The organism is Wenyingzhuangia gilva (assembly GCF_030519655.1).
Lineage (GTDB): Bacteria > Bacteroidota > Bacteroidia > Flavobacteriales > Flavobacteriaceae > Wenyingzhuangia > Wenyingzhuangia gilva.
In genome coordinates this window covers 18,481-39,930 of record NZ_JAUMIT010000006.1, presented here as the reverse complement: position 1 = coordinate 39,930, position 21,450 = coordinate 18,481, and the positions used below count along the sequence as shown (strand labels likewise).

Below are 21,450 nucleotides of genomic sequence, written 5' to 3'. Positions count from 1 at the left end.
ATTATTTTTCATTATCATTCATATTAATAAACAAAATCTATGTCTATCAAGAACATTATACATAAAAGAAGAACTTTAAAAGTTTTAAGCAATGAACCTAAAGCAATTACTGATACCGAAATTTCTATTTCTGACTTAGAAGAAATCATTGCTTATGCAGGTAAAGCTCCTTTTCACTATCCAGCAAATAAAAGAGCCATTGATACTCATCAATTAAAATCTGTAGCTCCATGGAGATTTTATATACTAGACACTAAAACTTGTAGAGATTTGGCTAATTATTATAAAGACAATAATATAGATGGAGGTAAAATTGTACAAATGCTAAACACTGCTTCGGCATTAATTCAAGCAACTTGGATTCCAGAACCTTTAGAAAATGATGAGATTCAACTGAATCAAAAAAACATAGAACATATTGCTGCCACAAGTGCTGCCATTCAAAACTTACTATTAGTTACTACTGAAAAAAACTATGAAACTTATTGGTCTAGTGGCGGTAGTTTAAGAGAAAAGGCTTTTAAAAAACTTCTTAACATTCCTATAAACGAACAATTATTAGGCAGTATTTTTATTTTTAATAAAAACAACATAGAGGGTTCTACACAAATTACAGGAGCTTGGAGAGATCAACAAGGAAACATTAAAGACTTTAGTACTTTTGTTAGTATCTAAATCTAAACTTGTATTTTTGCGCAACTCAAAAAAATAAACATGAAAAAGATAATTACCATTTTGTTTTTTGTGCTTAGCACTCAATTATTTTCTCAAGAAATAGGAGTTAGACTAGGGAGTTTTGGAGACAGTAATGTTGCTGTTGACGGAATTGTAAACTTTGACGACCAAACCAGATTACATGGAGATATTACTTTTGGGAATGGAATTGGAGCCAATTTACTTTATGATTTTAAAGTAAAACCACTTAACGAAAATAATCCTAGTTTTCAATATTATTTTGGTGTAGGAATTGGTACTTTTATAGGAGATCCTTTTATATTAGGAGTGAATGGAGAAACTGGAGTAGAATATCTTTTAAAAAACACACCAATCACCTTTGGTTTAGATTGGAGACCACAATTAAATATCATTACCAAAACCTCTATTGATATTTTAAGGTTTGGGCTTAACATTCGTTACAGAATTAACGAATTATAACTAAAAAATTCATGCAAAAAAAAATAAACATACAAAACAAAAGAGCTCGATTTGAATATGAGATTCTTGATAAATACGTAGCTGGAATTGTACTAACAGGTACCGAAATTAAATCTATTAGATTGAGTAAAGCTAGAATTACAGATAGCTTTTGTGAATTTAATGATCAGGGAGAATTGTTTGCCATCAATATGTTTATAGAAGAATATTTATATGGAAACGCGTATAATCATAAGCCCAAGAGTTCTCGTAAATTACTTTTAAATAAAAAGGAGTTAAAAAAACTGAACAAAGAAGTACAAGCAGGTGGATTGACCATTGTACCTCTAAAAATGTTTTTAAACGACAAAGGTTTGGCTAAATTAGAAATTGCGCTATGTAAGGGTAAAAAATTATATGATAAAAGACAAACTATTAAAGATAGAGAAAACAAAATATCATTAGACAGAGTTAAAAAAGCTTACTAAATGATTGCTATACTCCAATTAATAAGATGGAAAAACCTGGTCTTAATTAGTATTTGTCAAGTCATTATTATTTGGAGTATCTATTCTTTTAATCAACTTACCTTACCTGTATTTTTTTACCTCATCTGTACTTTTTGTTTTGCAGCAGGAGGAAATATCATTAACGATATTTTTGATGTTGTTCCAGATGAAATTAACAAACCCCACAAATTAATTGTAGGCACCAAAATTTCTGTAAAAAAAAGTTACTTCACTTATTACGCCTTCAACTTCATCGGTATTGTATTTGTTGTTTGGGCTAGTCTACTCCTTAAAAATTATATCTTTTGTATATACGGAGTTCCTGTCATGATTTTATTATACCTCTATAGTAAATACTTAAAAGGAGTTCCTGTTATTGGAAACATCCTTATAGCTTCTTTTACCAGTTTTTCTTTATTGTTTTTTATCATTTTAATTCCTAATTCATTAGAACAACAACATATCATAAGCATTCTTGCTTTGTTTGCTTTTTTAATAAACTGGATTAGAGAAATTATTAAAGATATCGAAGATATGAGAGGTGATAAAAAAGCAAACCTAAACACACTTCCTATCTTAATTGGTAGTAAACGTACTTCGAACATCGCAAGAATAATTACCTTTATTACTATTGCTTGTTTAATGATATTATTATATCTATCTGATAAAATGCTATTCAAAATTTACATTTTTATCACATTAATACTACCACTATCTTATATTTTTGTTATCTTAAAAAAGATTCAGAAAAAACACGATTTTTCAAAAATTAGTAAGATTCTTAAATTTATTATAGCCTTTGGAATTTTTACCATACTTTTTACTTAACATAAACAACATACATGCTATTAGATATTCTTAAAAACTATAAGGTTATTTTAGGTTCTAAATCACCAAGAAGACAGCAGTTCTTAAAAGATTTAAACATTCCATTTGAAAGCAGAACAATAGATAGTCAGGAAATTTATCCTCACCATTTTAAAGCAGAAGAAATTACTGAATTTTTAGCTGAGTTTAAATCGAATGCCATTCATTTAGCAGATGATGAATTACTAATTACTGCCGACACTATTGTGTGGTCTAACAACAAAGCACTTGAAAAACCCAAGAATAATCTTGATGCTTTTAAAATGTTAGAAGAGTTATCTAACAGCAGTCATGAAGTAATTACCTCTGTTTGTATTGCCACTACTAAAAAAACCAAAGTATTTACAGACAAAACTACGGTATATTTTAAAGAACTAACTTCAAAAGAAATTAACTACTACATAGAGAACTACAAACCTTTTGACAAAGCAGGTAGTTATGGTATTCAAGAATGGATTGGTATGATTGGCGTTACCAAAATTGAAGGTAGTTATGCAAATGTAGTAGGCTTACCTGTGCAAAAGTTATATAAAGAGCTTAAAAACTTTTAATATAATTCCTGTAACCATATAAAATTATTACTTTTGCCGACAATTAAATGTTAGAACTGTAAAATGAAAAAATACACATACACAGAGAAAAAAGATACTCGTTCAGGTTTTGGTACTGGTTTGGCTCATTTAGGTAGAACAAATCCTAATGTAGTAGCATTATGTGCCGATTTAATTGGTTCATTAAAAATGGATGAATTTATCAAAGAAAATCCTGAAAGATTTTTCCAAATTGGTATTGCAGAAGCTAACATGATGGGAATTGCTGCTGGTTTAACTATTGGAGGAAAAATTCCTTTTACTGGAACTTTTGCTGCTTTCTCTACGGGTCGTGTTTACGATCAAATTAGACAGTCTATTGCTTATTCTGACAAAAACGTAAAAATTTGTGCTTCTCATGCTGGTTTAACACTTGGAGAAGATGGGGCTACTCACCAAATTTTAGAAGATATAGGATTGATGAAAATGATTCCTGGAATGACAGTAATCAATACTTGTGACTTTAATCAAACAGAAGCTGCTACTATTGCAATTGCAGAACATGAAGGACCTGTTTACTTACGTTTTGGTAGACCTGTAGTGCCTATTTTTATGCCTAAGTTTACTGATACTGAAAACGAAAATAAATTTGTGATTGGTAAAGGTATTCAAATGACTGAAGGAAATGATGTAACAATTGTTGCAACAGGACACTTGGTTTGGGAAGCTTTACAAGCTGCTGAAGCATTAGAAAAAGAAGGTATTACTGCTGAAGTAATTAACATACACACCATTAAACCTTTAGATGAAGAATTGATTTTAAAGTCTGTTGCTAAAACTGGATGTGTTGTTACTGCTGAAGAACACAATATTATTGGTGGTTTAGGAGAAAGTGTTGCTAGAACATTGGCACTAAACAATCCAGCTCCACAAGAGTTTGTGGGTACTAAAGATACTTTTGGAGAATCTGGTACTCCTGCTCAATTAATGGAAAAATACAATTTAAATGCTACTGCAATTGTTGCTGCATCTAAAAAAGCGATTAAAAGAACCTAGTTTTTTTTTATCAATCATTATAAAAAAGGCATCCAAATTGGATGCCTTTTTTATTTTATGATAGATTATATTTTACCCTAACCAAGCATTTAACATCCATAAAGTTTTTTCTTGCTCGCTCACAAAATCACTAATCATAGCATTGGTTCCTTCATCATCTGCTTCATCAGAAACAACTAATAATTCTCTTTCAATTTCCAATAACTGTTTATAGCCTTTTACTACTAAATTTACAGCCTCCACATCATTGGTAATGTTCTTACCTACTCCTATTTTAGAAACTTCTAAATAATCGGTAAAAGTATGTAATGGTGTTCCTCCTAAAGTTAAAATTCTTTCTGCGATCTCATCAATTTTTAATTGAGAATCTGTATAATATTCTTCAAACTTTACATGTAATTCAAAAAAGTTTTTTCCTTTAATATTCCAATGTAATCCTCTTAAATTTTGATAATGAATTTGAAAATTTGCTAATAAATCGTTTAGATTGTCAATGATTATATTTGCACTCTTTGTTTCAATTCCTACTAATGTTTTCATTATATATGATTTTTAATTATGTTCCAAAATTAGGAGGAATTAAGAAGTTAAATCCATAATTATAATTGATAATTTTAATATATTTATAAATAATATCGATACACATTCTGTTTTTATGACCATTACTCAATTAAAATACGTTTTAGCAGTAGCTAAATATCAAAATTTTACCACAGCATCAGAGCACTGTTTTGTGACCCAACCTACATTAAGTATGCAAATACATAAGTTAGAAGAATCTTTAGATATTCAAATATTTAATAGAAATAAAAAACCTATTGAATTGACTGATGTTGGTAAAAAAATAGTAGCACAAGCTAAAATTATTGTAAATGAAAGTAATAGGATTACTGATATTGTAGACCAAGAAAAAGGATACATTGGTGGGGAATTTAGAATTGGAATCATTCCAACCATCATGCCTAGTTTACTGCCTTTGTTTCTTAAAAACTTTAATAAAAAATATCCAAAAGTAGAATTGGTTATTAACGAATTGACTACTGCAGAAATCATTCAAAAACTGAAAGATGGATATTTAGATGCAGCCATTGCTGCAACTCCTTTAAATGATGATAGTATTGTAGAATCTCCTATATATTACGAGCCTTTTATTGGTTTGGTTAACCCAAATCATAGATTGTATAATGATAAATTCTTAGATCCTCAAGACCTAAGTTTAGACGATTTGTTGTTGTTAGAAGACGGACATTGTTTTAAAGAAAGTGTGTTAAATATTTGTAGCTCTCTAAGTCCTAATACCAAAAAGCAATTTGCCTTGCAAAGCGGTAGTTTTAATACTTTAATTAAACTAACTAAAGAAGGAATGGGAATGACCCTTTTGCCCTATTTACACTCTTTAGATTTAAGTGATGAAGACAAAAAATTAATTCGAGAATTTAAAAAACCTTATCCTGCAAGAGAAGTTAGCATGATTTATCATAAATCTGAACTAAAGCTACAACTTATAAATGCTTTAAAAGACGAAGTATCAGGAGTTATTAGAGGACTTATTGCCTTTACTGATGTAGATATTATCAGTCCTTTAAAATCAGTAAATTAATATTGTTTATCATATTTTAATTTTATATCTTAAAATACCTTATTAAATTATAAATAATGCAATCTGTAACTAGGATTTTTGATTTTCCAATATATCAACTAGAAAATCTACCGTTAAAAAAAGCATTCACCACAAAATACAATGGTGAATGGGTTTCTATTTCTACTCAACAATTTGTTGAACAGTATCATTATGCCTCAAAAGGACTGTTAGAATTAGGAATTAAAAAAAATGATAAAATTGCAATTATTTCATCTAATAACAGAACAGAGTGGAATATTCTAGACATGGCAATTCTACAAACAGGTGCACAAAGTGTTCCTATTTATCCTACTATCTCTGCCAATGATTATGAATATGTTTTAAATCATTCTGGTGCTATCTATTGTTTTGTTTCTGATACTGAAGTATTAGAAAAAATAAACCTTATTAAGGACAAAACTGCAATCAAAGAAGTGTACTCTTTTGATGAAATTAAAGATGTTAAAAACTGGATAGAAATTATTGAGTCTGGTAAAAATTCTAACAAAGATTTATTATTAGAAGAAAGAAAAAATAGCATTGTAACCAATGATTTAGCAACGCTTATTTATACTTCAGGTACAACTGGAAGACCTAAAGGTGTGATGTTGAGTCATCAAAATTTAGTTTCTAACACCATAGACAGTTCTCCTAGAATGCCTTTGGAAAGAGGTAAAACCAAAGCTTTGAGTTTTTTACCTGTTTGTCATGTGTTTGAAAGAATGATTTTATACTTATATCTATATGAAAGTATTGAAATTTATTTTGCAGAATCTATTGAAAAAGTTAGTGATAACTTAAAAGAGATCAAGCCAAATATTATGACGGGAGTTCCTCGTTTATATGAAAAAGTGTACGATAAAATTTATGCAAAAGGTCATGAATTAACAGGAATAAAAAAAGCTTTATTTTATTGGGCTGTAGACCTTGGTTTAAAATATGAGCCTTTTGGTGCCAATGGTTGGTGGTACGAATTTCAATTAAAAATTGCTAGAAAATTAATTTTTAGTAAATGGAGAGAAGCTTTGGGCGGAAATTTAAGCACCTTAGTTTCTGGTAGCGCTGCCTTACAACCTAGATTGGCTAGAGTTTTTGCTGCTGCAGAAATGACCATTTTAGAAGGATATGGATTAACCGAAACTTCTCCTGTAATTGCAGTAAACGACATTAAAAACAAAGCCTTTAAAATTGGAACTGTAGGAAAACCTATTGATAACGTAGAAGTAAAAATTGCCGATGATGGTGAAATTTTAGTCAAAGGACCTAATGTAATGTTGGGATATTTTAAAGATCCTGAAAAAACAGAAAGTGTAATGACAGGCGATTATTTTCATACAGGAGATATTGGAGAGTTGGATAGTGAAGGTTTTTTAAAAATCACCGATCGTAAAAAGGAAATTTTTAAAACTTCTGGTGGTAAATACATTGTACCTACTTTGTTAGAAAATGATTTAAAACAATCTAAGTTTATAGAACAAATCATGGTCATTGGAGAAGGTGAAAAAATGCCAGCAGCCCTTATTCAACTTAATTTTGATTTTATGCGTAACTGGTGTAAAATTAAAAATATAGAGGGAGTAGAAACCAATGAAAAACTAATTCTAAATCCTTTGGTAATTGATAGAATACATCAAGAAATACAAGTTTGCAATCAAAAATTTGGACATTGGGAACAAATCAAAAGATTTGAGTTAACCCCTGATGAGTGGAGTATTGATGGAGGTCATTTAACTCCTACAATGAAGGTTAAACGTAAAATAGTTTTAGAAATTTATAAAGATTTGTATCAAAAAATATACGGAATTCGTTAAGCACGTTTTCCTAATTCTATCACTTCTAAATTGGTTATTTCTCCTTTTAAAACTTCAAAACGCAACATAGTTCTCACCTGATGAAATCCATGTTTTCCTGCTGCTCCAGGATTCATGTGTAACAATTGTAATTTTTGATCGTACTGAACTTTTAAAATATGTGAATGCCCACTAATAAATAATTTTGGTGGGTTTTCTTTTATCATTTCTTTAATCCTCAAATTGTATCTATTAGGATATCCCCCAATATGAGTCATCCAAACATCAAGTCCATCAATTACAAAACGATTGTCTAAAGGAAATTCTGCTCTAGCTTCTGTCCCATCAATATTACCATAAACAGCTCGTAAAGGCTTTAGTTTTTTTATCGCATCTGTCACCGTTATTTCTCCAATATCTCCTACATGCCAAACCTCATCTGCTAATTTTACATATTTTAAAATTGTATCATCTAAAAAACTATGGGTATCAGAAAGTAATAATATTTTCATACTTACAAAAATCGATATTTTTATTCAATTTCATCCACTTTCTTACTTCATAGTTTGTGTTGATTGTAACCCCATAATTCAATACCTTTATACTCTAAAAAAACAAGCAATTGAGGTACTTTGCAGAACTCTCTTATTTAGGTAAAAATTATCACGGATGGCAAATACAACCAAATGCCATTAGTGTACAAGAAGTGGTACAAAAAAGCCTTTCTACAATTTTAAGAAAGCCAATAGAAATAGTTGCTGCTGGTAGAACCGATGCAGGAGTACATGCCTCTCAAATGTTTATTCATTTTGATACAGAACTAGAACTAGACTCCGAAGTTTATTGTTATAAAATCAATGCTTTATTACCCGATGATATTGTATTTCATAAAATATTTCAAGTAAACAAAGAAGCTCACACCCGTTTTGATGCTATTAAAAGAAGTTACGAATACAAAATATTGTTAGGTAAAAGTCCTTTTACGACTGATACGGAATGGCAAATAAATCAACAATTAAACATTGATGCCATGAATCAAGCCGCTAAATATTTATTAGATTTTACTGATTTTAAATGTTTTTCTAGATCTAAAACAGATGTAAGAACTTATAATTGTGATATTACCAGAGCAGAATTTGTTTTAAACGGAAATCAATTGGTATTTCACATCTCTGCAGATCGTTTTTTAAGAAACATGGTTCGTGCCATCGTTGGCACATTATATGCAGTTGGACTTGGTAAAATAATGCCCGAAACTATTAAAGAAATTATTAACAGTAAAGAAAGATCTAATGCAGGTGCCTCTGCCCCAGCCCACGGTCTATTTTTAACTGAAATTATATACCCTGAAAACATCAAGAATGTCAACGAATAAAAAAATAAAAGTACTCGACGTAAATATTTTTAGTCGAATTATGAGTTATGCCATGGCATACAAAGGATTATTTATTTTTACCGCTATATTTTCCATTTTATTGGCAGCTGTTTCTGCAGTTAGACCTTACTTAATTATCAATGGAATTGATAGGTATGTTTACACAAAAACCGAAGAAGGTTTTTTAAACTTTGTGATTGTTATTTTGGTTGCTCTTATTGCAGAGGTTTTACTTCAACTATGTTTTATATACCTAGCCAATGTTTTGGGACAAAGTGTTATTAAAGATATTAGAACCAAACTTTTTAAACATATTTTAAGGTTTAACATGGCCTACTTTAACAACTCTTCGGTTGGTAGAATGGTGACTCGTGTAGTATCTGATGTAGAAACCATTGCACAGTTTTTTAGTCAAGGTTTGTTTATGATTGTCAATGATATTCTTAAAATGTTCATCATTGCTGTAGTAATGCTTGTAATTAACTGGAAGCTAGCATTGATAGCATTTGTGGTATTGCCTGTTTTAATTTATGCTACCAAAGTTTTTCAAAAAGCTATTAAAACCGCTTTTCAAGAAGTACGCATTCAAGTAGCCAATTTAAATGGTTTTGTACAAGAAAGAGTTACGGGAATGAAAATTGTACAGCTTTTTAACAGAGAAGATATTGAATATCAAAAGTTTCAAGACATCAATAAAAAACACCGAACGGCTCACATCAAAACAGTTTGGTATTTCTCTATATTTTATCCTATTGCAGAAGTATTATCATCCATTGCTGTAGGCTTAATTGTATGGTTTGGAGGTAAAGAATTGGCTGAAAGCAACAATGTTACTGCAGGAGAAATTATTGGTTTTATTATGATGACAGAAATGCTATTTAGACCTTTAAGACAAATAGCCGATAAATTTACCACCTTACAAATGGGAATGGTAGCAGGAGACAGAGTGTTTGAAATTATGGATACCAAAAGTCATATTGATGCACAAGGAACTTTTAAACCTAAAAACATCAAAGGAGATATTAATTTTAAAGATGTTATCTTTAGTTATTTAAAAGATGAAAAAATACTCAAAGGAATTTCCTTTAACGTAAAACAAGGAGAAACCATTGCGATTGTTGGAGCTACAGGAGCAGGTAAATCAACAATAATAAACCTTATCAATCGTTTTTATGATATTGATAGTGGAACTATTATGATAGATGGAACACCAATTAAAGACTATGATTTAAACTTTTTAAGAAATGAAATTGCCATTGTTTTACAAGATGTTTTCTTATTTTCTGATAGCATTAAAAACAATATTAGTTTACAAAAAGAAGAAATTACTTTGGAAGAAATTAAAAATGCTGCCAAACAAATTGGAATTGAAGAATTTGTAGAAAGTTTACCTGGTGGGTTTGAATACAATGTTAAAGAACGTGGTGTGATGCTTTCTTCTGGACAAAGACAATTAATTGCTTTTTTAAGAGCTTATGTATCTAATCCAAGTATTTTAATTTTAGATGAAGCCACTTCTTCTATTGATTCACATTCAGAACAAATGATTCAGTTTGCCATTGATAAAATCACCCAAGGAAGAACCAGTATTGTAATTGCTCATCGTTTGGCAACTGTAAAAAATGCTGATAGAATAATTGTATTAGATCAAGGACATATTGTAGAAGAAGGAACACATCAAGAATTGCTGAATACGACTGATGGTTTTTATAAAAATTTATACGACAAACAATTCGCTAACCAACAAATTGCCTCATAATGAAAAAGATATTTCAAACCGTAAATGCACCTGCACCTGTAGGACCTTACAACCAAGCTGTAGCTATTAACGGAATTTTATATGTTTCCGGTCAAATTGCTATAGATCCTAAAACGGGAAGTTTTGTGACAGAAGATATTCAAGCTGAAACAAATCAAGTCATGAAAAACATCAAAGCAATTTTATTAGAAGCTGGTGCTACTTTTGAAAATGTCGTAAAAGCTTCAATATTTTTAGCTAATATGGATGATTTTGCAGATGTGAATAAAGTATACGCTACCTATTTTAATGAAATGACAGCTCCCGCCAGAGAATGTGTAGAAGTATCCAAATTACCTAAAAATGTATCTGTTGAAATATCTGTAATTGCACATATATAAACAACCAACATGATACGTAAACTCATCATTTTTATTGTTTTTAGTGTTTTTTTAGGAGCCTTGGGAATTGCCAGTTTTATAGGACTGGTTTACATTGGAGCTTTTGGACCTATTGCTAACAAACAAGAATTAACAGAAATTAAACAAGCACAAGCCAGTGTGGTTTATAGTGCTGATGATAAAATTATTGGTAAATTTTTTCATACCAATAGAACCAATGTGGCTTTTAAAAAATTACCTAAAAACTTAATCAATGCTTTAATTGCTACTGAAGATGCTCGTTTTTACGAACACAATGGTATAGATAAAGTGGCTATGCTTAGGGTTTTGTTTAAAACAATATTATTAGGAGATGCTTCATCTGGTGGAGGTAGTACCATCTCTCAACAATTGGCAAAAAATTTATTTAAAAGAAAAGATTTTGGGATACTTTCAATGCCTGTAAACAAGACCAAAGAGGCTATTTTAGCCAACCGATTAGAGTCTATTTACACCAAACAAGAAATCTTATCTCTTTACTTTAATACTGTACCTTTTGGAGAAGGTGTCTATGGAATTGAATCTGCTTCACAACGTTATTTTTCAGTTCCTGTAAACAAACTTAATCTAGAACAATCCGCTATTTTGGTTGGGATGTTAAAAGCCAACACTTATTACAACCCTAGACAACACCCAGATCATGCTTTTAAAAGAAGAAACACCGTTTTGTTTCAAATGAAAAAAGCAGGTTTTTTAAATGATGATGAGTATTTAAAACACAGCAAAGATTCTGTAAACATTCAGTACAGTAACTTGGTGATAGAAAATCCAAATGGGTATTTTTTAAAACAAGTAAGAAGCAAGGCAGATCTAATTTTAAAAGACTTTGAGAAGAAAGATGGTAGTGCATGGGAAATAGAAAATGATGGATTGATTATTGAGACCACATTAGTTTCTGCTTTACAAGAAACTGCTTTAGAAACAAGAAAAGCTCACTTGATTAAATTGCAAAAATCAATGGACTCCTATTGGAATATTCTTAAATACAAAAAGAACATCCAAAATATTATTCAGAAAGAATGGCAACAAACAAGAAAATACAAGCGTTATAAAAATGCTGGATTGAGTAATGCTGCTATTAAAGATAGTAGTAACATCAAACAAAAAAGATTAATATTTAACTGGGAAGACAAAGACAACAATTACTCAGAATTAGATTCTATTGGTCATTATCTTAAAATGATTAATACTGCTATTTATGGGGTGAATACTCACAATGGTGCCGTAGAAATTTACGTAGGAGGAAATAATTTTGAATTTTTACCCTACAACTTAATTACTAGCGAAAGACAAGTAGCCTCTACTTTTAAACCTATTGTTTACACAGCTGCTTTAGAAGACGGTGAAAAACCTTGTGATTGGATTAACAACGAAGTAAAAACCTACACGGATTATGACGATTGGAAACCTGAAAACTACGATCATTCAGATGGAGGATATTACACTATGGTAGGAGCTTTAGCCAAAAGTGTAAATGTACCTACCGTAGCTACTTATTTTAAAGTAGGAGCTGATAAATTGCAAGAAACTGCTAGCGCATTAGGATTAGATAAAGAATTAAAAAGAGTCCCTTCAACAGCTTTAGGAACAACTAATTATTCATTACAAACCATTGTTCACGCCTATATTCCTTTTGCGACTAGAGGATACAAAGTAGATCCATATTATATCACTGCAATTAAAGATGCAAAAGGGAATATTATTTATCAGCACAAAGATAGTCAAGAAGAAAAAGAACCTGTTTTAGATATAAAAACCATGGAAACCATGCAACTTTTACTAAAAGGTGTGGTTGATAAAGGAACAGCTGTTAGATTAAAATCTCAATACGGAGCTAAAGGAGATTGGGCAGGAAAAACAGGAACCTCACAAGATTATAGTGATTCTTGGTTTATCGGTTTTAATTCTGACATTATTATTGGTTCATGGGTAGGTTGTAAATATCCTAGCATCCATTTACCTTCAAAAATAGGTGGTGGCTCTGTAGCTGCTTTGCCAATTATTGGTGGCATCGTCTCTAAAAACTATGAAGATACAAATATCAACCAACAGTTATCGGCAGGGTTTCCAGCATTTGATGAAGATATTCTAAGTAGTTGTGATTGTGAATTCTATAGAGAAGAAAACACCTTTGAAAAAATATTTGATCTTTTTGATAAAAAGAAAAAGAAGAAAGGGAACTTTTTTACGAGACTCTTTGGTGGTAACAAAGAAGAAGAAGGAGAAGAAGGAGAAGAAGGAGAAGAAGAAAAAGATAGCATTGAATAACAAAAAAGCTCAGTTAAAAACTGAGCTTTTTTGTTATACTGATTTTATCAATAAACCTGCCGTAGCCGGATTGGTTGCTAAAGGTACATTGTACACATCACACAAACGCATCAACATAAAAATGTCTGGTTCATGTGGATGCTTTTCTAAAGGATCTCTAAAGAAAATTACCATTCCTGTTTTTCCCTCTGCAACTCTTGCTGCTATTTGTGCATCACCTCCTAAAGGTCCAGATAAAAATCTATGTACATTTAATCCTGCAGCTTCTACTTTTGAACCTGTAGTACCTGTAGAAATCAAGTTGATTCCTTTTGCTTTTAATAATTCTTTATGCTCCATTAAAAACTGAACCATATCAGCTTTTTTTCCATCATGAGCTATAATTGCTATTTCCATAATTCTATATTTATACTTGCAATATATCAATTTCTATAAAAAGAAACCTCTATTAATTTTCAGTGATAAAACTGTTATAAATCAATTCATAAAAAAACCTCGATTCTGTTAAGAAACGAGGCTTTTTTTAATGTATATCTAATGCTTATAAAGAAGCAGAGTATTCAATTAAGTCAACAATCTTAGTAGAATAACCAATTTCGTTATCGTACCAAGAAACAACTTTTACGAAGTTATCGTTTAAAGCGATACCAGCAGATGCATCAAATACAGAAGTACGAGTATCACCTACGAAATCTTGAGAAACTACAGCATCTTCAGTGTATCCTAAAACTCCAGCCATATCTCCTTCAGAGGCAGCTTTCATTGCAGCACAAATTTCAGCATAAGTTGCAGGCTTCTCTAACTTTACAGTTAAATCAACAACAGAAACATCCATAGTAGGAACACGGAATGCCATACCTGTTAATTTTCCGTTTAATGCAGGAATTACTTTTCCTACTGCTTTAGCAGCACCTGTAGAAGAAGGAATAATGTTGTGAATTGCAGAACGTCCACCTCTCCAGTCTTTCATAGAAGGACCATCAACAGTTTTTTGAGTTGCAGTTGCAGCGTGTACAGTTGTCATTAACCCTTCAGAAATTCCCCAGTTATCGTTTAATACTTTAGCGATAGGAGATAAACAGTTAGTAGTACAAGAAGCGTTAGAGAAAATAGTCTCATCAGCTTTTAATTCAGTGTTGTTAACTCCCATTACAAACATAGGTGCGTCTGGAGATGGTGCAGATAAAACAACTTTTTTAGCTCCTGCATCTAAGTGACCTTGTGCTTTTTCTTTAGTTAAAAAGAATCCTGTAGATTCAATAACATAATCAGCTCCAATTTCATCCCACTTTAAGTCAGCTGGGTTACGCTCAGCAGTAATTCTGATTGTATTTCCATTAACAACTAAAGCTCCATCAACAACCTCAACAGTTCCTTTAAATTCTCCGTGAACTGAATCATACTTTAACATGTAAGCTAAATATTCAACATCTAATAAATCGTTGATACCAACAACTTGTACGTTTTCTCTTGCTACTGCAGATCTGAATGCAAATCTACCAATTCTACCAAATCCGTTAATTCCGATTTTTACCATGATAATTTAATTATATATTTAATTAATTTGTTTATTCTTAATTTGTTTAGATACTTAATATATCTGCCACTCTTAACAAGTCCATGTTAATATCGTGGTGTAATTTTACTGCTTTTTCTAAATTGATGGCCGTAATTTCGTTGTTGTTAATACCAACCATTAAGTTTGATTGTCCTCCTAACAATAAATCTACAGCTTTTACTCCTAATCTACCAGCCAATACTCTATCAAAACATGATGGAGAACCTCCTCTTTGCATGTGACCTAATACAGATACACGTACATCGTATTCAGGCATATTTTTCTCAACATAGTCCTTTAATTCAAAAACTCCTTTTCCTGTCTTATCTCCTTCAGCAACGACAACAATACTTGATGTTTTTCCAGATTTTTTACTATTCTCTAAAGACTCTACCAACCTTTCAATTCCTAAATTTTCCTCAGGAATTAAAATTTCTTCGGCTCCAGCTCCAATACCTGCATTTAATGCAATAAATCCAGCATCACGTCCCATTACTTCAACAAAAAACAATCTGTTGTGAGAAGATGCAGTATCTCTAATTTTATCAATCGCTTCTACAACTGTGTTCAAAGCCGTATCGTACCCTAAGGTAAATTGAGTTCCATAAATATCATTATCAATAGTACCAGGAATTCCAATGACAGGAACTTTAAATTCTTTATTAAAGATCATCCCTCCTGTAAAAGAACCATCACCTCCAATAACAATCAAAGCATCTAATCCGTTTGCTTTAAAGTTTTTATAAGCTTGCTCTCTACCTTCAGGAGTTCTAAACGCTGCAGAACGTGCTGTTTGCAAAAAAGTACCTCCTCTACTAATAGTATTTCTAACACTTCTAGAGTCTAAAGGAATTAATTCGTTATCTATCAAACCTTGATAACCTCTTAAAACCCCCATACATTCAATATTGTTAAATACACAGGCTCTTACAACAGCTCTTACCGCAGCATTCATACCTGGAGCATCACCTCCAGAAGTCATTACGGCTATTTTAGTTACTTTAGTACTCATATTATTATTTTATAATGCATAAAAGTAGTAATTATTCAGGCTTGATTAACTTTGCTGAGATTTAAATACGAAAACGATATAGAGCATTTTTGTAGTTTTTAAAGTTAAAAAAGTCTTTTTAATAGCAACTCCTTTTATATTAAATAATTCTTATTTTCTAAGACCAAAGGTGTTTAGGATAAACTCCTTTTTCCTTTAATTCTGTAATGGCTTTTGTAACTACAGGCTTGTCTTCAGCATAAGTTACTCCATACCATTTTGCCTCCGAGGTTAGTACTTTTACAACTCCTCTATTAGCATGTATTACGTTACTAACTACTGTAGGAATAAAGAATTCACTTTTTAATTCAGCAGATCTTTCATTCATAAAATATTCAAAATCCTGCTCTAAAATTTCTAAAAACTTTGGTGTAAATCCCCAAAAATTCATAGAAACAATAGTATCATCCTTCATAATTATCGAATTTCCTTCGTCATCTTTTCTAATGATGTTCTCTCCTACTTTTTCTATGTGAGTTCTTTCTATTACGTCTGTTAACTCATGGTTCTCATTCACATAGCATTGACCTCTAGAAACATATCCATTGTCTGAAATTGTTTTGTCTAAACTATAGCCTACCATACACATATTGTAGGAATTTTTATCTAATGTCGATAACTCTCCTATAATACTTTTAAAAGCTTCTCTGCTGTAAAAATCATCACCATTAATAACTATAAAATTATCTTTTACTACATCTTTAGCCATTAATAAAGCATGACCTGTTCCCCATGGTTTTGATCTTTCTGGATGTATTGGGTAGCCAGCTGGAACTTTATCTATTTCTTGACATACATAGGCTACCTCTATTTTTCCTGCTAATTTTTTATCAAAAATGTCTTTAAATTGCTTTATAAAATCTTCTCTTACAATAAATACAACTTTTGTAAATCCTGCTTGTATGGCATCATATATAGAAAAATCTATAATAGTATCTCCTTCCTCAGACATGGTATCCATTTGCTTTAATCCACCGTAACGGCTTCCCATTCCGGCAGCTAGCACTACCAAAGTATATGTATTCATTTTTTTGAGTTAAGTTTTATTAGGTCGATAAAAATATGACTTTTATAGTAAATCTGGCAGTATATAGAACAATTTATCATCTGTAATTTCAAATTCTTCTTCTTTTTTAGCCTTTTCTTTCTTCTTCTGTTTAAGTCCTATTTTTTGTAACATTTCGGTTAAATTATTAAAATCTATCTGATAACTTAATCCTATTCCTTGGGTATACCCCTGTTCTTCTTCAGAATATTGAATTTCATTTTGTCTATTAAAAACTGAAGAACGTAAAGAACCGTCTTTGTTTATCAAAAATTCAATTTTTACCTCTCCAACAACTGCCGTTTGTGTTTTTGTTCCTACGGGTACTCCTAACTTACCATTAATTAAAACCCTATCATTAATTTCTGTAGCCACTCCAATATCAATTTGATCATCTATAGCCAGATCTTCTACATTAGAGGTTTCTCCTGAGGTATAACCAAAATTAATATGAAACTTATCTTCTTCTTTATTAAAAATTTGAGTTACTGCATTTGAAATAATTTCAGACGTAGTATTGGTAATTACAGAACTTGTATTGTTGATGTTGTTTTCATCATAAAAATTCTTGGTTACCAATAGTGAAAAAAACTGTCTCATTTTAGAATTCTCATCAATATTTAATTTAAAATCTAACTCTGAAGAAACAGTTGAACTGGCATTGGGAATGGTGATGATAAATTCTTGATTAGAATTAAATAATTCTCCTGTAACCTTGGTAATTAAATCAACATCTATTTTTCGGTTTACAGTTAAACTTTCTAAAAGTACTTTTGGATTTGCCTTTACATGATGAATCGCTTCTATGTTTAATTCAGCTTTATAAGGATCTCCATTCCACGATACGGTTCCACCTTTTTTTACCACAAAAGGTTTGTTTACAAAACCACCATATCTAAAATTATAGAGCCCTTCATCTACCACCAAATCGCCATACATTCTAATGTTAAACAATTTGTCTATGTCAATCAACAATCTTCCATCAGTTCTACCTTGTAGTGAACTCCCTGAGGTTTGATCAATAACCACTTCTCCCAAAGCGTCTTTGGTAATATCTAAATTTAATGTAACTGTAATTCCTCCTATAGTCCCCGTATTAATTACTTCTGATTCTTCATCTGTTTCAGATTCTTTAAAGTAAATAAACCTATTGCTTTCAACCTGCTTTACATCGCTAATAGGAAGCACAAATTTTGTGTTTGGCAAAGTAGTTCCTGATACATTAATAGCTAAATCTGTAGTAGGTCCAATAATTGTGGCAAATCCGTCCATAAAAGCAGTTCCGTAATATTTAGAATCTTCTTCTTGTTCCGTATTTAAAACCAATAAATTCTTACTATCAATTTTTAAATCTAAATTCCAATTGTTGTATTTATCGTAATTAATTTCCCCTTCTAAAATCCCGTCTGTATTATAAATAGCATCTTTTAGAGCTATTTTATTAAAGACAAATTTCTTTCCTTGAATGCCTATTTTTGTATCACCTACAAAATTATAATCTACGTTTAAATAAGGAAATTTTAATCCTGCTCCTTTTAAATCAATAGTTCCATAACTATTAAAATCATTTAAACTTCCGATTACCGTAAAACTTCCTTTGGCTTTTCCTCTAATGGCCGAAAGTACATTTCGTCCAAGAGGACTTAAAGAGGCTAGTCTTAAGTTGTTTAAATTCACTTTTAAATCAATTTTAGAATCTCCAAAATTGTTTTCATCTACTATAATTTCTCCACTAGCATCAATATTTTGAGTATCTTGATTACTAATATTAAAGTTTAAATTATATCCTAATTTTTTATCATTAGGATCAATGCTCGTTACCAAGTTTCCATAATCAATTCCATTGATTTTTAACTTTTCTACTTTTAAAGAACCATTAGGTTTTAACAAGGTGTTTTTTTCTTTAAAAAACACTTCTCCACTGGCTATTCCTCCAACATTTAAACTATCAATACTTGGAAGATTTTCTTCTAAATTGATATTTTTTAAAGTTAGCTTTAAGTTTTTTGAATGGTCTTTTTTTACCGTTCCATCAAACTCAAACTCTTGCTCTCCGTTGGCAAAAGAAATTTCGTGAAATGCCCAATCTCCTGTTTCGTAATTATAATGTATTTTGTTTCGTTTATTTTCTAAGTTAACCCACAAGGAATTTAAATACTTAAAATAAACACTTTCAATTCCTAAAGAAACTGCTTTATCTTCTGTTGTTAAATAAAATACTGCTCGGTTGTTAATTTTATCACTTTGAAAATTAGATCTAACAAAAAGTGTATCATTTACCTTTTTACCTAAAAGAGATAAATCTTCGTAAATTTGTTTTTTAAATTTAAATTTCTGAATAGAAATATTAGAATTAATCCATAGATTTGAATTGTCTAATGTTACCTCAAGATTATCAACTTTTAAATCTTTTGAACTAATAGATGGAACTTTGGCGTAAATAGCTCCTTTATCTCCTTTGGCATCTAATACTCCAGACATGGTTAAATTATTATCTAACCAAAACTGATCTGTAAAAACCTTTACAATAGTTGGATAAACTTGCATTTTAAAAACCAATGTTTGGTTAGCTATTTCTGATCTAATTAAGGTTCCTGGAATAAATTTGTAAAGTGCATTTTCTGCCAATACTTTTAAATCTTCAAAATTAAATTCTCCTTCCCCTTCTAAACTTAGAATGTCTTTTGACTCTATAAGAATATTTTTGTTTTTACCATTAGACTGTAACGATACTTTCATATCGCTTAACTTTAGCGAATCTTTTGGCGTTTCCACATACAATCCTGAAATTAAACCTTTTACAGAAAATTCGTTTGGTTTGTTTATTAATGTCAATTGACCAGAACCTGTAACATTTTTTTGATAGTGATTCCCTTCTGGAAAAAGATCGCTTATCCTAGCTTTGGTAACTTCTAAATCAAAATTGTATTCCTCTTTTTTATTGATTTTATTTTGAGTGATTTTGGTTTTAAATGTTAGCAAAGTGTCTTTTGATTCAAAATCTGCAATAAAGGAATTTTTATCTATGTGAAAATCTATGTTTGATTTTGATAATTTTAGTTTTTTATACATCAAATTCCTAAAATCTAATTTTGCATTTACATCTAGGTTTTTTTGACTTATATTTCCTTTTACTTTTCCTTTAAATTTAATGTTTTTTAATCCTTCAATTTGTTTTAATTCCGGAACAAAACCATCAGAAACTAATACATCTAAGTATTTATCAGGTGTATCAAGTTTGTTAATAAAACCATCTAAATTAATGTTTCCTATATTGGTTTTAGCCAATCCTTTAACAATTAATTTTTTTAAGCTTACCTCTAAATCTCCAAGAAAATTTAACTTTTTAATTCCTACATAATCCTCTGGCAAACTGCTAGTATAAAGATCTGGAACAATTTTTTTTAAATATTCTGGAACTAAATCAACATTTCCGTTTTTAATTCTAAACCTTAAATTCTCTCTATCATCAATACTGTTTTTTAAAAACAAATCTCCTTCTAAAATTAAAGATTCATTTCTAGAAATCATTTTAGCATCGGTCAATCTTAAATTATTTAGTGTTCCTTCAACTTTTGAACTAATATCTATTTTTTCGTAATGATTAAAATGAGGATAAATTTTATCAATATCTTCTAAAGAAACTTCTCCATGATGAACAGCACCTTTTAAATTTACTTTTGACACAAAATCTGAAAAGTCAGATGGGGTATAACTAAACACTACATCTAAATATAAATCTGAATGATCTGTAAGAATATGGGTTTTATCAAAACTCATTTTCGACAGAGAATATTTAAAATCTGTTTCTAGTTTTTGATATTTTATTTTATAAACATCTTCAAAACTTAACGAGTCCGTTAATACTTCTACGTCAGGACCATTAATTTTTAATGTTTTTATATGACCCGATACTTTGTTAAAATCAACAACATAATCATCATTCTTGGTTAACGAGTATCCTAAATTGGTGGTTAAAACTTCATTAAATTTTAACACCAAAGGTTTAGAACCTTTTTTGCTTTTACCAAACTTAGAAGAAAAAATGCTTAAACTTCCTGAATCTTCTCCTGGATAAATAATATCATTCACACCTCCATTAATAACTTCTACATCAGCAAAAGAAAGAATTTTATTTTTAAGATTATGTAAATCTACCAATCTACCTTTGGTATCTTGAGCGTAAATTAAAGTATCTTGATGATGATCTCTAATTATAAAGTTATGGATTTCAAACTCTCCAAAAGGATTAATTTTAATAGCTTCTACTTGAAAAGAAACATCAAAATCATCTTCTAAATATTTAAAAATACGCTCGGTAATCAATAGTTGTGTTTTACCAAATTGCAAGGAAATAACTAGCAAAAGTAGTAGGGCAACCACTGCAAGTAAAAATCGACCGAGTATTTTTATTATTGTTTTTATAAACGTTAAATTTGTGCCACTAAATTAGTTAATTAAACTGTAA

General features: G+C 30.5%; 19 protein-coding genes. 12 read left to right on the top strand and 7 right to left on the bottom strand.

The window, feature by feature from the left end; translation table 11 throughout:
• Positions 1 to 39: 39 nt before the first annotated feature.
• The 6 genes from QVZ41_RS11640 (at position 40) to QVZ41_RS11615 (ending at position 4,096) form a co-directional block, all read left to right on the top strand.
• Positions 40 to 675: a nitroreductase family protein gene (locus tag QVZ41_RS11640; protein WP_302884760.1), complete on the top strand. Its 636-nt coding sequence runs from the start codon at positions 40 to 42 to the stop codon at positions 673 to 675.
• A 39-nt stretch (positions 676 to 714) separates the two neighbouring features.
• Positions 715 to 1,155: a hypothetical protein gene (locus QVZ41_RS11635; protein WP_302884758.1), complete on the top strand. Its 441-nt coding sequence runs from the start codon at positions 715 to 717 to the stop codon at positions 1,153 to 1,155.
• Between the two features lie 11 nt (positions 1,156 to 1,166).
• Positions 1,167 to 1,622, top strand: coding sequence for an SsrA-binding protein SmpB (smpB, locus tag QVZ41_RS11630; RefSeq protein ID WP_302884757.1), 456 nt, complete (start codon positions 1,167 to 1,169; stop codon positions 1,620 to 1,622).
• Positions 1,623 to 2,471 carry a geranylgeranylglycerol-phosphate geranylgeranyltransferase gene (locus QVZ41_RS11625; RefSeq protein WP_302884756.1) on the top strand — a complete coding sequence of 283 codons (849 nt, stop codon included), beginning with the start codon at positions 1,623 to 1,625 and terminating at the stop codon, positions 2,469 to 2,471.
• A gap of 14 nt (positions 2,472 to 2,485) precedes the next feature.
• Positions 2,486 to 3,061 carry a Maf family nucleotide pyrophosphatase gene (locus QVZ41_RS11620; RefSeq protein ID WP_302884755.1) on the top strand — a complete coding sequence of 192 codons (576 nt, stop codon included), beginning with the start codon at positions 2,486 to 2,488 and terminating at the stop codon, positions 3,059 to 3,061.
• Positions 3,062 to 3,124: 63 nt separating this feature from the next.
• A complete protein-coding gene (locus QVZ41_RS11615; RefSeq protein ID WP_302884754.1) occupies positions 3,125 to 4,096 on the top strand; it encodes a transketolase family protein in 972 nt (323 codons plus the stop codon).
• A 72-nt stretch (positions 4,097 to 4,168) separates the two neighbouring features.
• On the opposite strand, the gene QVZ41_RS11610 is transcribed toward QVZ41_RS11615, so the two are convergent.
• Positions 4,169 to 4,636, bottom strand: a complete 468-nt coding sequence (locus tag QVZ41_RS11610; protein WP_302884753.1) for a Dps family protein — start codon at positions 4,634 to 4,636, stop codon at positions 4,169 to 4,171.
• 115 nt (positions 4,637 to 4,751) lie between these two features.
• Between QVZ41_RS11610 and QVZ41_RS11605 the strand changes: the two genes are divergently transcribed.
• Both QVZ41_RS11605 and QVZ41_RS11600 read left to right on the top strand, forming a co-directional pair.
• A complete protein-coding gene (locus QVZ41_RS11605; protein WP_302884752.1) occupies positions 4,752 to 5,696 on the top strand; it encodes a LysR family transcriptional regulator in 945 nt (314 codons plus the stop codon).
• 56 nt (positions 5,697 to 5,752) lie between these two features.
• Entirely contained in the window at positions 5,753 to 7,528 is a 1,776-nt protein-coding gene (locus tag QVZ41_RS11600; protein ID WP_302884750.1) for an AMP-dependent synthetase/ligase, read from the top strand.
• On the opposite strand, the gene QVZ41_RS11595 is transcribed toward QVZ41_RS11600, so the two are convergent.
• Positions 7,525 to 8,019 (bottom strand): metallophosphoesterase family protein, encoded by a 495-nt coding sequence (locus tag QVZ41_RS11595; protein WP_302884749.1) that lies wholly within the window; start codon positions 8,017 to 8,019, stop codon positions 7,525 to 7,527. The genes QVZ41_RS11600 and QVZ41_RS11595 overlap by 4 nt on opposite strands.
• A gap of 110 nt (positions 8,020 to 8,129) precedes the next feature.
• On the opposite strand from QVZ41_RS11595, the gene truA reads away from it, so the two are divergent.
• Genes truA through QVZ41_RS11575 form a run of 4 tightly spaced genes read left to right on the top strand, consistent with a single transcriptional unit; the run spans position 8,130 to position 13,328 of the window.
• The gene (gene truA / locus QVZ41_RS11590) at positions 8,130 to 8,882 is read left to right on the top strand and encodes a tRNA pseudouridine(38-40) synthase TruA (RefSeq protein WP_302884748.1); all 753 of its coding nucleotides are present in this window, start codon (positions 8,130 to 8,132) and stop codon (positions 8,880 to 8,882) included.
• On the top strand, positions 8,869 to 10,641 hold the full coding sequence (locus tag QVZ41_RS11585) for an ABC transporter ATP-binding protein (RefSeq protein WP_302884747.1): 1,773 nt from the start codon (positions 8,869 to 8,871) through the stop codon (positions 10,639 to 10,641). Before truA ends, QVZ41_RS11585 begins: the two co-directional genes overlap by 14 nt.
• Positions 10,641 to 11,021 carry a Rid family detoxifying hydrolase gene (locus QVZ41_RS11580; RefSeq protein ID WP_302884746.1) on the top strand — a complete coding sequence of 127 codons (381 nt, stop codon included), beginning with the start codon at positions 10,641 to 10,643 and terminating at the stop codon, positions 11,019 to 11,021. Before QVZ41_RS11585 ends, QVZ41_RS11580 begins: the two co-directional genes overlap by 1 nt.
• 9 nt (positions 11,022 to 11,030) lie before the next feature.
• Entirely contained in the window at positions 11,031 to 13,328 is a 2,298-nt protein-coding gene (locus QVZ41_RS11575) for a transglycosylase domain-containing protein (RefSeq protein ID WP_302884745.1), read from the top strand.
• Positions 13,329 to 13,361: 33 nt separating this feature from the next.
• On the opposite strand, the gene QVZ41_RS11570 is transcribed toward QVZ41_RS11575, so the two are convergent.
• From QVZ41_RS11570 to QVZ41_RS11550, 5 genes are all read right to left on the bottom strand, one after another.
• Positions 13,362 to 13,724 (bottom strand): methylglyoxal synthase, encoded by a 363-nt coding sequence (locus tag QVZ41_RS11570; protein WP_302884744.1) that lies wholly within the window; start codon positions 13,722 to 13,724, stop codon positions 13,362 to 13,364.
• Positions 13,725 to 13,869: 145 nt separating this feature from the next.
• A complete protein-coding gene (gene gap, locus QVZ41_RS11565) occupies positions 13,870 to 14,865 on the bottom strand; it encodes a type I glyceraldehyde-3-phosphate dehydrogenase (protein WP_073119708.1) in 996 nt (331 codons plus the stop codon).
• Between the two features lie 46 nt (positions 14,866 to 14,911).
• Positions 14,912 to 15,898: a 6-phosphofructokinase gene (pfkA, locus tag QVZ41_RS11560; RefSeq protein ID WP_302884743.1), complete on the bottom strand. Its 987-nt coding sequence runs from the start codon at positions 15,896 to 15,898 to the stop codon at positions 14,912 to 14,914.
• Between the two features lie 157 nt (positions 15,899 to 16,055).
• Entirely contained in the window at positions 16,056 to 16,964 is a 909-nt protein-coding gene (locus QVZ41_RS11555) for a sugar phosphate nucleotidyltransferase (RefSeq protein WP_302884741.1), read from the bottom strand.
• Positions 16,965 to 17,006: 42 nt separating this feature from the next.
• The gene (locus QVZ41_RS11550; RefSeq protein ID WP_302884740.1) at positions 17,007 to 21,332 is read right to left on the bottom strand and encodes a translocation/assembly module TamB domain-containing protein; all 4,326 of its coding nucleotides are present in this window, start codon (positions 21,330 to 21,332) and stop codon (positions 17,007 to 17,009) included.
• Positions 21,333 to 21,450: the final 118 nt, after the last annotated feature.

Coding starts and splice junctions, on each gene's coding strand:
- QVZ41_RS11640 (WP_302884760.1), top strand. CDS start 40: ATGTCTATCAAGAACATTATACATAAAAGAAGAACTTTAAAAGTTTTA.
- QVZ41_RS11635 (WP_302884758.1), top strand. CDS start 715: ATGAAAAAGATAATTACCATTTTGTTTTTTGTGCTTAGCACTCAATTA.
- smpB (WP_302884757.1), top strand. CDS start 1,167: ATGCAAAAAAAAATAAACATACAAAACAAAAGAGCTCGATTTGAATAT.
- QVZ41_RS11625 (WP_302884756.1), top strand. CDS start 1,623: ATGATTGCTATACTCCAATTAATAAGATGGAAAAACCTGGTCTTAATT.
- QVZ41_RS11620 (WP_302884755.1), top strand. CDS start 2,486: ATGCTATTAGATATTCTTAAAAACTATAAGGTTATTTTAGGTTCTAAA.
- QVZ41_RS11615 (WP_302884754.1), top strand. CDS start 3,125: ATGAAAAAATACACATACACAGAGAAAAAAGATACTCGTTCAGGTTTT.
- QVZ41_RS11610 (WP_302884753.1), bottom strand. CDS start 4,636: ATGAAAACATTAGTAGGAATTGAAACAAAGAGTGCAAATATAATCATT.
- QVZ41_RS11605 (WP_302884752.1), top strand. CDS start 4,752: ATGACCATTACTCAATTAAAATACGTTTTAGCAGTAGCTAAATATCAA.
- QVZ41_RS11600 (WP_302884750.1), top strand. CDS start 5,753: ATGCAATCTGTAACTAGGATTTTTGATTTTCCAATATATCAACTAGAA.
- QVZ41_RS11595 (WP_302884749.1), bottom strand. CDS start 8,019: ATGAAAATATTATTACTTTCTGATACCCATAGTTTTTTAGATGATACA.
- QVZ41_RS11585 (WP_302884747.1), top strand. CDS start 8,869: ATGTCAACGAATAAAAAAATAAAAGTACTCGACGTAAATATTTTTAGT.
- QVZ41_RS11580 (WP_302884746.1), top strand. CDS start 10,641: ATGAAAAAGATATTTCAAACCGTAAATGCACCTGCACCTGTAGGACCT.
- QVZ41_RS11575 (WP_302884745.1), top strand. CDS start 11,031: ATGATACGTAAACTCATCATTTTTATTGTTTTTAGTGTTTTTTTAGGA.
- QVZ41_RS11570 (WP_302884744.1), bottom strand. CDS start 13,724: ATGGAAATAGCAATTATAGCTCATGATGGAAAAAAAGCTGATATGGTT.
- gap (WP_073119708.1), bottom strand. CDS start 14,865: ATGGTAAAAATCGGAATTAACGGATTTGGTAGAATTGGTAGATTTGCA.
- pfkA (WP_302884743.1), bottom strand. CDS start 15,898: ATGAGTACTAAAGTAACTAAAATAGCCGTAATGACTTCTGGAGGTGAT.
- QVZ41_RS11555 (WP_302884741.1), bottom strand. CDS start 16,964: ATGAATACATATACTTTGGTAGTGCTAGCTGCCGGAATGGGAAGCCGT.